The organism is Vreelandella venusta (assembly GCF_007989605.1).
Taxonomy (GTDB): domain Bacteria; phylum Pseudomonadota; class Gammaproteobacteria; order Pseudomonadales; family Halomonadaceae; genus Vreelandella; species Vreelandella venusta.
The window spans coordinates 12,901-25,401 of record NZ_BJUL01000001.1 but is presented as its reverse complement, the minus strand read 5'-3'; the positions used below and the strand labels follow the sequence as shown (position 1 = coordinate 25,401).

The 12,501-nt window shown below is 52.0% G+C and carries 11 protein-coding genes; 8 read left to right on the top strand and 3 right to left on the bottom strand.

Features of this window, described 5'->3' with window-relative positions; translation table 11 throughout:
* The first annotated feature begins 4 nt into the window (after positions 1-4).
* From HVE01_RS00110 to fnr, 6 genes are all read left to right on the top strand, one after another.
* A complete protein-coding gene (locus HVE01_RS00110; RefSeq protein WP_125751215.1) occupies positions 5-529 on the top strand; it encodes a FixH family protein in 525 nt (174 codons plus the stop codon).
* On the top strand, positions 526-3,003 hold the full coding sequence (locus tag HVE01_RS00105) for a heavy metal translocating P-type ATPase (protein ID WP_146941738.1): 2,478 nt from the start codon (positions 526-528) through the stop codon (positions 3,001-3,003). Before HVE01_RS00110 ends, HVE01_RS00105 begins: the two co-directional genes overlap by 4 nt.
* Positions 3,000-3,221: a cbb3-type cytochrome oxidase assembly protein CcoS gene (gene ccoS, locus HVE01_RS00100; RefSeq protein WP_089039736.1), complete on the top strand. Its 222-nt coding sequence runs from the start codon at positions 3,000-3,002 to the stop codon at positions 3,219-3,221. Before HVE01_RS00105 ends, ccoS begins: the two co-directional genes overlap by 4 nt.
* Positions 3,218-3,913, top strand: a complete 696-nt coding sequence (locus tag HVE01_RS00095; RefSeq protein WP_146941736.1) for a sulfite exporter TauE/SafE family protein — start codon at positions 3,218-3,220, stop codon at positions 3,911-3,913. The genes ccoS and HVE01_RS00095 overlap by 4 nt, the downstream gene beginning before the upstream one ends.
* 128 nt (positions 3,914-4,041) lie before the next feature.
* Positions 4,042-5,469 carry an oxygen-independent coproporphyrinogen III oxidase gene (gene hemN / locus HVE01_RS00090; protein ID WP_125751224.1) on the top strand — a complete coding sequence of 476 codons (1,428 nt, stop codon included), beginning with the start codon at positions 4,042-4,044 and terminating at the stop codon, positions 5,467-5,469.
* Between the two features lie 58 nt (positions 5,470-5,527).
* Positions 5,528-6,280 carry a fumarate/nitrate reduction transcriptional regulator Fnr gene (gene fnr / locus HVE01_RS00085; RefSeq protein WP_125751227.1) on the top strand — a complete coding sequence of 251 codons (753 nt, stop codon included), beginning with the start codon at positions 5,528-5,530 and terminating at the stop codon, positions 6,278-6,280.
* On the opposite strand, the gene ttcA is transcribed toward fnr, so the two are convergent.
* From ttcA to HVE01_RS00070, 3 genes are all read right to left on the bottom strand, one after another.
* Positions 6,267-7,232, bottom strand: coding sequence for a tRNA 2-thiocytidine(32) synthetase TtcA (gene ttcA, locus HVE01_RS00080; RefSeq protein ID WP_417863357.1), 966 nt, complete (start codon positions 7,230-7,232; stop codon positions 6,267-6,269). The genes fnr and ttcA overlap by 14 nt on opposite strands.
* A 66-nt stretch (positions 7,233-7,298) precedes the next feature.
* Entirely contained in the window at positions 7,299-7,949 is a 651-nt protein-coding gene (locus HVE01_RS00075) for a 3'-5' exonuclease family protein (protein ID WP_125753775.1), read from the bottom strand.
* A 5-nt stretch (positions 7,950-7,954) separates the two neighbouring features.
* A complete protein-coding gene (locus HVE01_RS00070; RefSeq protein WP_146941734.1) occupies positions 7,955-9,772 on the bottom strand; it encodes a putative nucleotidyltransferase substrate binding domain-containing protein in 1,818 nt (605 codons plus the stop codon).
* A gap of 596 nt (positions 9,773-10,368) precedes the next feature.
* Between HVE01_RS00070 and HVE01_RS00065 the strand changes: the two genes are divergently transcribed.
* Both HVE01_RS00065 and HVE01_RS00060 read left to right on the top strand, forming a co-directional pair.
* Positions 10,369-10,629: a DUF4212 domain-containing protein gene (locus HVE01_RS00065; protein ID WP_009721290.1), complete on the top strand. Its 261-nt coding sequence runs from the start codon at positions 10,369-10,371 to the stop codon at positions 10,627-10,629.
* Between the two features lie 6 nt (positions 10,630-10,635).
* Positions 10,636-12,417, top strand: coding sequence for a sodium:solute symporter family protein (locus HVE01_RS00060; protein WP_125751233.1), 1,782 nt, complete (start codon positions 10,636-10,638; stop codon positions 12,415-12,417).
* Positions 12,418-12,501: the final 84 nt, after the last annotated feature.

The window sequence follows — 12,501 nt, the reverse complement described above, 5'->3', positions numbered from 1 at the left end:
CGTTATGTCAGACCCTACGATTACGCCGTGGTACAAACAGTTCTGGCCATGGTTTTTGTTAGGCTTGCTGTTCTCCTCCATTATTGTCAGCACGACCTTTGCGGTTATGTCGATCAAAAGCTACGACGGTATGGTGGTACAAGAAGATTACTACGAGCACGGCAAAGCAATTAACATGGTATTCGCCAAGCAAGAGCAAGCGCGCGCTTTAAATTTAAGTGCCGAGCTGCGTATTGATCCGCTGACCAGCGATATTGTTGTTGATCTTGCTGGCGATGCTCGCCCAGACAAGCTTTATCTAGATCTTATTTTCCCCACCGAAGACGATCGTGACCAATCGTTTGTGCTAGAGCATGTGCGCGAAGGTCGCTACATCACTCAAGGACCTGACAATCTGCGCTATCGCTGGTATCTACAGCTGCAGCCAGAGCAAGGCGATGAATCAGCATGGCGCCTTATCGGCGAAGCACGCTTTCCTAACGAAAACACCATTGCACTACTACCTGGCGGGCGCTTGGAGAACGAATGACCACGACCGCCCTTAGCTGCTATCACTGCGGCAACCCGGTGCCTGAAGGGGCACCGTGGCGAATTAATATTGACGACACAGCCAAGCCACTATGCTGCCCAGGTTGCGAAGCCGTCGCCCATGCCATCGTTGATGGCGGGCTGGAAAGCTATTATCGCTATCGCACAGAAATGCCCGAGCGCCCTGATGAGCGCCAAGCTGCCAAAGCAGAAACCTGGTCGGTATTTGATGACCCGGGGCTTCAAGCGCAGTTTGTTCACCCAGAGGGTGACGAAGGACACGTTCGGGCCACACTCGCAATAGATGGCATCACCTGTGCAGCCTGCGCTTGGCTCATTGAACATCGTTTAAATGCACTTGATGGCGTTACGTCTAGCGCGGTCAACCTTACCCATCATCGCCTACGGGTGAGCTGGGACCCCGCCGCCATCAACCTTTCACAGCTATTCGCTGAACTAGCGGCTATCGGCTACGATGCGCAACCTTATGAACCTGACCAAGCTCAAACCCGCTTGCAACATGAAGAGCGCATGAATGTGCGCCGCCTGATTGTCGCGGCTGTCGGCATGATGCAGGTTATGATGTTCTCCATCCCCATTTATGTATCGGGGCCTGGTGAGCTTAGCGAAGACTTTTACGCTCTGTTTCACTGGCTATCGTTTGCCCTAGCCACGCCAGTGGTATTTTTCTCAGCGCAGCCTTTTTTCCGTAACGCATTGCGGGATCTGAAAACCGGCGTGCTTGGCATGGACGTCCCCGTCTCGCTAGCCATTGGCGGCGCCTATTTGGCGAGCAGTTATGCAGTGCTGTTTAACGTTGGCGATGTTTATTTCGACTCGGTCGCCATGTTTACCTTTTTCTTGCTATTTGGCCGCTATGTAGAAGGTAGGGCCAGGCGGCGCAGCGGCCACAGCGGCAATGCGCTGAGCGGCGTTTTGCCGGTCTCTGCTATTCGCCTTGAAGCGGATGGTAGTGAACGCATTCTGCCTGCCAGTGAACTTACACAAGGCGACCGCGTGCTCATCAAGCCCGGTCATGGCGTTCCCGCTGATGGCATTATCGAAGACGGCGAATCCAGCCTTGATGAGTCGATGCTGACCGGTGAGTATTTGCCAGTGACTCGACGGGTAGGCGAAAGCGTGGTGGGTGGCAGCCAAAACATGGAAAACCCGCTCATCATAAAGGTAACCCATGCTGGCAATAGCGCCAGAGTGGCCGGCATTGTCGATTTAACCGATCGCGCCTTTGCTAGCCGCCCACGTCTTGCCCAGATGGCGGCACGTATGGCGCACCTGTTTGTATTACGACTGCTGATCGTTACCGCCTGTGTCACCGTAGCATGGTGGTTTATCGACCCGTCTCGCGTGCTATGGGTGCTGCTCTCGGTACTAGTAGTCACTTGCCCTTGTGCACTGGCACTGGCCACCCCCACTGCGCTGACAGCAGGGCATGGTCAATTGCGCCAGCGTGGCGTACTCATTACACGTGCTGACGCGATCGAATCACTCTCCAACGTCACCCGGGTGATTTTTGATAAGACCGGTACGCTGACTCGCGGCGAAATGCAGCTGACCCAAACGCATCCTATTGACCAACAGCATCCCGCCCACAGCGATACGCCACTTAGTGCAGAGCATGCCCAAGCCATCGCGGCGGCGCTAGAAGCACACTCTGAACACCCCATTGCTAGGGCTTTTCGCCCATTTCGAGATGCCACTCTGCAGGCACGCAACGTCAGAAGTGTGACCGGAAGCGGGCTAGAAGGCACTTTGAACGGCGCAACATGGCGATTAGGCAAAGCCGATTTTGCAACGACCACCGCGCTGCCCCCACCAGGCACCGGCCAGTGGCTTTTACTTAGTGAAAACAACGCACCACGTGCCTGGTTCAAGCTGCACGATGGCATTCGCGAAGATGCGGCCCAAACCGTTGCCGCACTCCAAGCCCGCGGGTTGGATGTAGAGCTACTTTCTGGTGACACACAGGAAGCGGTAGAAAGCTTGGCAGAACAGCTCAATATTACCACGTGGCACGCTGGCAAATCGCCTGAGGGTAAGCTGGCACGATTACGTGAGCTACAAGCCAACGGTGAGCGTGTCGTGATGATCGGTGACGGTATCAATGATGTGCCGGTATTAGCTGGCGCTGACGTTGCCATTGCTATGAATGGCGCCACAGACCTCGCCCGGACCCGTGCCGACGCGATATTGCTCAGTCCACGCTTAATGCGTATTTTTGAGGCGATTGATATTTCCTGCGCCACACGCCGCATTATGCGCCAAAATATGCTGTGGTCGGTTTGCTACAATTTTTCAGCACTGCCTTTAGCAGCAATGGGCTTAATTCCTCCCTGGCTCGCTGCGATTGGCATGTCGCTAAGCTCCCTGATTGTGGTAGGTAACGCACTGCGTCTCACTCGCTGGCGTACGCCGCCCGCCCCTCAGGTTGCCCTATCAACACCGGTGACGGCATGACGATTTTATACTTACTGATTCCCCTTTCACTCACACTTCTTGGCCTCGCGGTGTGGGCGTTTTTCTGGGCCGTAAAACACGATCAGTTCGACGACTTGGAAGGTCCAGCTCACCGCATCCTATTCGATGACGATGAAAATGATCTGACTCCCGAGCAGCGTGCCGCGCGTAAAAAAAGCGGCTCTTCTTCTCAACATAACCAAGAGCCGCCCGCATGAACCCGACGGGACTTGATTTACCGCCCCTGCTAGCCGCGTTTGTATTTGGCTTAATGGGCGGTGCCCACTGTATCGGCATGTGCGGCGGCATTATGAGCGCGCTGACCTTTGCCGTACCACCTAGCATGCGACACCCAGCCCGCCTGGGTAGTCTGCTGATTAGCTATAACGCCGGGCGCATTCTCAGCTATATGGTGGCAGGTGCGATTGTTGCTGCACTTGGCACACTTATCTCGCTTTCTCCGTCTGCACGTATTGCGCTGCAGGCTTTCGCCGCCTTGATGCTCATCTTAATGGCACTCTATATCGCCAACTGGTGGAAAGGGCTGCTGAAAGTAGAAGCAGTGGGGAAGCACCTTTGGCGATATATTGAGCCAGTGGGAAGACGCCTGATGCCTGTCGTGCATCTTCCCCAAGCCTTCACCTTAGGTGCACTGTGGGGTTGGCTGCCCTGTGGGCTGGTTTACTCCATGCTAGCCTGGAGCTTAGCGATTGCAGACCCACTCGATGGCGCGCTGCTAATGGGTGCTTTTGGCCTGGGTACACTCCCTGCCCTGCTGGCAACAGGACTCGCAGCACAGCAGTTAAGCCATTTAATTCGCCACCCCGCCACTCGCAGCGTCGCTGCACTGTCGATTATCAGTTTCGCCCTTTGGCAACTATGGACGCTTATCTCCCTAACAGCGCATTAGTCAGACCCTCCGATAGTTTGATATAGCTCAACGCATTCCAAGTGACACCGACGTAGCATGCCTAGAGCACACTGAGCGACAGCGCTCAGTCACTCGTTTTGCTTAATTCTCACTTCGGAGCGCTCGCCATGCCCGTTCATGCCACTGCTTCCTTCTCACCTACCAACACGGAAGTGTCTGAGGCCAACGCCTGGGATGAAGCGCTACTGCGTCGCTATGACAAAAGTGGCCCACGTTACACATCCTACCCGACAGCCCTCGCGTTTCATGAGCAGTTCAGCGCCGATGACTTTACTCAGGCGCTAACGCGCAGTAATGAGAGCCACCGCCCGCTATCACTGTATGTACATGTGCCCTTTTGTCGAAAAATTTGCTTCTACTGCGCATGCAATAAAATCGCCACCAAGAATACCGCCCTTGCGGAACCTTACCTTTCTCGGCTAGACCGGGAAATGGTGCTCACTGCCCGCCATTTAGACACTTCACGCCCGGTGCAACAGTTACACTGGGGCGGCGGCACGCCTACGTTTCTAACCTTGTCGCAAATGGGGGACCTGATTGACCGCCTAGATGCTCGTTTTGGTTTATCCGGCTCAGCTGACCGCGATTACGCTATTGAAATAGATCCTCGCGAAGCAGACGTATTTACGTTGCGCCACCTACAGTCTCTCGGCTTTAATCGACTAAGCCTTGGCGTACAGGATTTAAATCTGCAGGTACAAAAAGCTATCAACCGCGTACAGCCCCGGGTACTCACCGAAACCTTGATGGAAGAAGCACACCGTCTTGGTTTTCGTTCACTCAATCTTGATTTGATTTATGGGCTGCCATTTCAAACCGAAAAAAGTTTTGCCGAGACGCTAAGCCAAGTTATCGAACTCAACCCAGCACGGCTGTCGGTATTTAATTATGCGCACATGCCCACTCGCTTTGCGCCGCAGCGGCGTATTAACGAAACCGACCTCCCCAGCGCTGATGAAAAGCTGGCTATTTTGCATACCACCATAGAAATGCTGACTAACGCAGGCTATGTGCATATTGGCATGGATCACTTTGCACGACCTGACGATAGCCTAGCGATTGCACAGCGCAACGGTTCTTTACAACGCAATTTCCAGGGCTACTCCAGCCATGCACAGTGCGATTTAGTTGGCTTAGGCGTATCCGCCATATCACGGATTGACGACGTTTACGCACAAAACCCGACTCAGCTTGATCAATATGAAGCAGCCTTAGATAAAGGTAAGCTGGCAACCATCAAAGGATTAAGGTTAAATAAGGATGACCTAATACGAAGAGACGTGATTGAACGGCTAATGTGCGACATGTACATTGATCTTGCGGACGTTGGAAAGCGTTGGCACATCGATGCTAGTGATTATTTTTCCACCGCAATTGAGCAATTGAAGACAGCTGAGCAAGACGGCTTGATCACTCGCCATCAGCAAGTTATTAGCGCCACTCCCACTGGACGGCTGCTGATTCGCCATTTGGCGATGGCCTTTGATGCTCACCTAGCTGACCAGCCTATTCAGCGCTACTCTAAGATTGTATAAGCTTGTTGAGACGTCTTGCCTCTGGGCCTATGATGGCTAACGAGAAAGGGAGACCTATATGCCACAACCCGCCAGCCAACGACGCTCACTGCTGCAAGAGGCGCGCTGTCAGACCTGTAGCCTAAGCTCGCTGTGTCTGCCGCTTGCCTTAGAGCTTGAGGACATGAGCCAGTTTGATGCCATCATTCGCCGCCGCTCACCACTCAAAAAAGGCGAGCCCCTGTTTCGCCAGGGTGATCACTTCACCAGTGTGTATGCTGTCCGCTCAGGTAGCCTGAAACAAGTGACCAGTGAAGGTAACGGCAATGATCAGCTGACCAATTTCTACCTTCCCAGCGAACTAGTGGGATTGGACGGAATTGATGAAGAGCACTACCCCGGTAGCGTCATTGCACTGGAAACCACGACGGTGTGTGAAATCCCATTTGACCGCCTGGACCTACTCTCCGAAGAACTGCCCGAGCTACGCGGCCAGCTTTATCGAAGTATGAGCAAAGAACTGCGAGATGACCGACGCATGATGCGCTTGCTATCGCGCAAGACGGCCGATCAGCGACTTGCCAGCTTTTTAGTCACCCTTTCAGACCGTTTTCGTCGACGTGGATACTCGCCTTATAGCTTCAGACTCTCCATGTCCCGCGCCGACATCGGCAATTACTTAGGCTTGGCAGTAGAAACTGTCAGCCGCATTCTTAGCCGCTTTCAACAGCAAGAGGTGGTAGCTGTTTCAGGGCGCGAGGTTAATATTTTAGATATGCGCCGCCTCATCACGCTAGCTGAAGAGGAAGAGCAGTCGGCTAGTCCACGCTAAGCGCCTGAATACGCCCTTCCATCAACGCCGCTTGTTTGGCTTCAAGGCCAGCAAAGTCAAATAAACGGCGGTCTGCTAGCTGGGAAGGCGCTACATTGGTCACCGCTTTAAACATGCTTTCTAGGCGTCCTGGATGTTTTTTATCCCACTCAGCCAACATATCTTTGACCACTTGGCGCTGGAGATTGGGCTGAGAGCCACATAAGTTACAGGGAATAATGGGGAATTCCATTAGCCGAGAAAACTCTGCAATATCAGCCTCTTTGCAGTAGGCAAGGGGGCGAATGACAATATTTTTGCCATCGTCAGATAAAAGCTTGGGAGGCATTGCTTTCAAAGTGCCACCGAAGAACATGTTAAGGAATAACGTTTCTAAAATATCTTCGCGATGATGCCCTAGAGCAATTTTCGTTGCTCCAATTTCCTCAGCAAACCCATAGAGCGAGCCACGCCTGAGTCGAGAACAAAGTGCGCAGGTCGTTTTTCCTTCTGGGGTTTTCTCTTTCACCACCGAGTAGGTATCACGCTCTAGAATGTGGTATTCAACCCCCACTTTATCTAGGTACTGGGGCAATACATGTTCAGGGAAACCTGGCTGTTTCTGATCCATATTAACGGCGACCAGAGAGAAATTAACCGGTGCGTTGCGCTGCAGGTTAAGCAGTATCTCCAACATCGTATAGCTATCTTTGCCGCCAGACAGGCACACCATCACCTTGTCACCTTCATCAATCATTTGATAATCAATGATGGCGTTGCCAACCTCTCGCCGTAAGCGCTTTTGTAGCTTATTAAATTCACGCTTTTGTTTAGCGTCGTGATGCTCGGATGGTGTCTGTGCGCTATTAACAGCAGGGCTGTCAACAGAAACAGTCTCAGGCGCTGCGGGGTCAAAATAGTCAGGTTGTAGCATGGTGTAGGCACTGCCGATGGTAGAAGAAGCAGCAAGCATTCTAACAAGACTCACCACGTCCACCCAAGATAAACCCGTGGATTCATCCCTTCAGGCTAGTAACGACTATCCCTGCTGGGCGATCTCGCGCTGCAAACGCAGGTATAAAAGCGCGCTTGCGGTTGCATCCCCCAGCACCCCCATCCATTGAAGAGCGGGCATTTGCCAACGAGCGAGCGCTTCCGTTAGACGACCGCTCGTCTCACACTGTGGATGTAAGCGACGTAATTGACGATAGTGTAGCTTTCCAACGTCGACCTGGGCATTGGGCAAACCAAATCCCAACCCTGCTTTAAACAAAAGATTAAGGTGTTCCACCGAGCGGCCTAACTGCCAACCAATTAGTGGCCGATTGCCGATGAATTCAGCTAACGCCCCAAGATGCTCAGCGTTAGGCGCCAGCACCGTGTCTGTTGCGTACAGTCGATGATGTCGCCGCAGCGCAGGGGCGTTGTTGTTTCGCTCTTCTGCCAGAGTTGCCACCCAGGCTCGGCTGGTCTGCACTCGCCCTGGACTTAAGACAACAGCAGCGACGCTGACCACCGGTGCTTGGCCTGGGCTAACCTGGCAAGCAAGCGCCACCATTTCTTCCCCCATGTAGGGCTGAAACAGCCATGCGTAGGGGGAGTCCGCCCAGCGTCGGCGGTCGCTTTCGCGCTGCATTAACGTGCGCAGCGAGCCACTGAGCAGTGACATATGCCGGTCTAACAAGCGCATTCCGCTCACGAATACTCCAAATGATAACGATGGGAGAGCCGCTGTTTAAAATCTTTTACGATATGCAGCGCCTCTCGCAACAGATCACGCTCAAGGGATGAGAGCTCCTGCACCACTACACGGTTGCTACGCTGCTGAGTCGATGCTTCCGCTGTCTGTAGCTGCTGCTTTAAACGTAGTTCGGTAAATAGCGCCAGCGCCTCGCCCAGGTCGTCAGCAAAACGTCGATCAAGACGACCATCTTCTGCTAAAGCGTCCAGACGATCTAAGGTGGACGTGGCATTAATGCGCCGTTCAAGCGCCATTGTGCGCACCCCATGAACAATGGGGAAAATACCGCCTTTTTTAATATCAATCCCATGCTGGGGCTTTTTTAAGGAGCCAAATAGCGTTAGCGGTGTTGAGAAACGCAACGCAGCGCGCGCAAAGTAGGACAGCAATAACTCATCCCTTGAGCAGCGTTCAAATAGCTCCGCACGCACACTATCGAGCAATTGCGGATTACCAGCCACACCATGGGCATCTAGCAAAATCGCCAGCTTCATCAGGCTATCGCCATCTCTTGCGCTCACCCATTTAGCAATGTTGCTTTTCCATTGCGACACAGTGCCCACCCATTCAGGATTAGACACCATGATATTTCCTGGGCAGGGTGGGTAACCGAGCTGAATCAGCGTTTGGGTAAGCGCATTCATGTCTTCGGCAAGCGAAGGCCATTGGCTGTCGTCGGCTAAAATCAGCCCATTGTCTTGATCTGTTTTAAGAATTTGCTCTCCACGCCCTTCGCTCCCCATCACCATTAGGCAGCTTTGGCTGTGATACTGCTCGGGAATAACAAATGACCACGCTTTATTGATGATCCGGCCATTCAGCGCGGCCAGTAGGTCCATAGCAAAACGTAGCTTAACCCCTTGCGCCATAAGCGCATTTACCAGTTCTGGCGTGCGTTGGCTGGCAGCCGCCAATGCTTCTAAGCTACTTGCCTGCTCCACCTGCAGACTAACGACATAGCTACGGCTCGAAAAATAGCTAAGGACATCCGTTAGCTCTACCACCCCTTTCAGGACGCCCTGTTCCACCACTACCACCCGCGTTACTTTATGCCGTGTCATCAGCACAAGCGCTTCAAATAAGTATTGGTTGGGGGTAACGGTCACCAGCGAGAAATGGGCCACATCCTCAACGGGCGCTGCATGCTCAAAGTTATTCAGCACCACACCATTGAGCAAATCGGTTTTAGTGACAATGCCAAGCTCGCCTTTGGTTTTGACGAGCAAGCTATCTGCGTGGCTATCGTTGAGCTGGCGCACCGCGCTGGCAATCTCTGTCGATGCATCCATGATAAGAGGTTCACGCATGCATTCGCTGACTTTAGCCAACATAAAACCGGCCATGGTCACGCCACCTTCGGCACGCTTTTCAGTCATTAACCGCGCTTTGTGAGATAGCGATCGCTTGAAGAAATTTTCGAAGTCGGGATGATGACGGCATAGCTTTATAAATAGCGCTTTCGGCATCACATAGCACAAGCACTCTTGCTCAGCTTTAAAACGATAGCGGCTTTTACCATTCAGAATACTAATAGCACCAAACAGATCACCAGCCGTGTAGTGCCCAATCCGCGCGCTGGACGCTGGCAGAGTAGGATCCAGTTCAGCAACTTCGCCTTTGTGAATCAAAAATACCGATTCACCCGCCTGCCCCACCTCGATAATAATTTCATCACGATCAAAATAGGCGATGTCCATGCCACGGCGAACGTGGTCACGCCCTTCATCATCAATTAATGTGAAGGGCAATTGAGAAAGATCAACGTCAATCATGAGTGACCCCAGTTAATCGCGATGAAGAACAAAATGGCTTAAGGTTTGATTGCTTCTTAACCAGCACCTTCATTATACCTTTTGCTATACCGCTAACGTCGCAAAGACGTTTGTTTAACGACCAAAGTAGCGGCATGAATCAGCAAACTTGGCAACTTAATATACCAGTTATTAAAAGTAGCAAACATTGCTTTTAAGCGACCCATAGACCATCGTCCTATCACCCACACACAAAAAACAAAAAAATCATTAGAAACAATAAATTAAAAACAAAATAGAACGTTAAAATACGTTCTAAAAGCTCATTGATACCAAAGTCTGGGCTTTATTTTTTTCAATTATTGCCCACTATTAACAACGGGCTATACAGGATGTTCACGTGGCACTTGTTAAACACTTATCAAGACACTGAAGAAAACCTTGCCAAACCATTAACCAGCAGAGCAACTTAACCAACAAGGTGATATGCGTCTAATCGCACTAAATCATCGCAGACAACTAAAAGAGCGGTTTTCTATGAAGGATTGCCCTAATGGATCACACGCTATCCTGAGTTAACTTTCCAACCCTAAAAATCACAACTGGAGAGCACCACAATGGCAGACGACAAATCCAACGCTGCTGAATACTGGAAAGCCAACGTCCGATTGATCTTTGGATGCTTGGTTGTTTGGGCATTCGTTTCTTATGGATGTGCCATCCTCTTTCGTCCGCTATTAGCGGGCATTCCCGTTGGTGGGACTGACTTGGGCTTTTGGTTCGCTCAACAGGGCTCCATCCTCACCTTCATCGTACTGATCTTCTTCTATGCCTGGAGAATGAACAAACTCGATGCAAAATTCGGCCTTGGGGAGTAAGCCAGTATGAGCCAATTTGCCATTAACCTATTATTTGTCGGCGCATCGTTTGCGCTCTATATCGGCATTGCGATATGGGCACGAGCCGGGTCGACCAAAGACTTCTACGTTGCTGGTGGCGGCGTTCACCCTATCACCAACGGTATGGCGACGGCTGCTGACTGGATGTCAGCAGCCTCGTTTATTTCAATGGCCGGTCTACTCGCTTCTGGCGGGTACGCTAACTCCACCTTCTTGATGGGCTGGACAGGTGGTTACGTTATCCTGGCAATGCTGCTAGCACCTTACCTACGTAAGTTTGGCAAGTTTACCGTGCCTGACTTTATTGGTGACCGCTTCTACAGCAACACGGCGCGCTTAGTCGCGATTGTGTGTTTGATCGTTGCCTCGGTTACTTACGTCATCGGCCAAATGACCGGCGCTGGCGTTGCTTTCTCGCGCTTCTTGGAAGTCAGCAACACCTGGGGCATCTGGATCGCAGCACTGATTGTGTTCCTGTACGCCGTTTTTGGCGGCATGAAAGGCATTACCTACACGCAGGTCGCCCAATACGTAGTGCTTATCATCGCTTACACTATTCCGGCGGTGTTCATTGCCATGCAACTAACCGGCAATCCAATTCCGATGTTTGGTATGTTCAGTACCCATACGGAGTCTGGCATTCCGCTATTGACGAAATTGGATGAAGTAGTCAGTGCGCTTGGGTTCCGTGACTATACCGCCGACGTCGATAATAAGCTGAACATGGTGCTGTTTACCCTGTCGCTAATGGTGGGTACTGCTGGTTTACCTCACGTCATTATCCGTTTCTTCACGGTGCCGAAAGTTGCCGATGCGCGCTGGTCTGCTGGTTGGGCACTGGTCTTCATTGCCCTACTGTATCTCACGGCACCTGCGGTTGGTTCCATGGCGCGTCTGAACTTGGCGACTACCGTCTATCCAGAGATGGCCGGACAAGTAGAGAATTACGAAGAAGCCGCTCGTAACCCGATTCTCTATGAAGATCGTCCTGAGTGGGTACGCACGTGGGAAGAAACCGGGCTTATCACGTTTAACGATCTGAATAACGACGGCCGCATCCAAATGTACAACAATGCTGCTGACTACTCTGATCGTGGCTGGGAAGGTAACGAGCTGACCGTTAATAATGACATTCTGGTATTAGCAAACCCAGAAATTGCTAATCTGCCAGGCTGGGTTATCGGCCTGATTGCAGCAGGCGGTATTGCTGCGGCCCTCTCAACAGCGGCAGGTCTGCTATTGGCTATCTCGTCGGCAATTAGCCACGATTTAATCAAAACAATGATTAATCCGAAGATCTCTGAGAAAGGGGAAATGCTGGCGGCACGTATCTCTATGGGCGGCGCAATTCTTCTGGCTACCTATCTTGGGCTTAATCCACCCGGGTTCGCCGCACAGACGGTGGCACTTGCCTTTGGTATCGCCGGTGCCTCCCTGTTCCCAGCGCTAATGATGGGCATTTTCTCCAAGCGCATGAACAGCAAAGGCGCGATTTGCGGCATGCTGGCAGGCCTGGTCTGCACCCTGCTCTATATCTTCACCTATCTCGGTTGGTTCTTCGTCCCCGGCACCAACATGCTGGCCAACACGCCAGATAACTGGATTATGGGCATTTCACCACTCTCCTTCGGTGCAATAGGCGCGATGATTAACTTTGCGGTTGCGTTTGCTGTCTCTAGCGCAACGGAAGAGCCTCCACAGGAGATTCAAGACCTGGTAGAAAGCGTTCGCTATCCGAAAGGTGCTGGTGTAGCGCTCGACCACTAAGTCATAATCGGATCCTCTCTTTGGCACACTGCCATTAGATTCGGAATCGATACTTATCATCGGGCTTCCTTAGGGGAGCCCGAT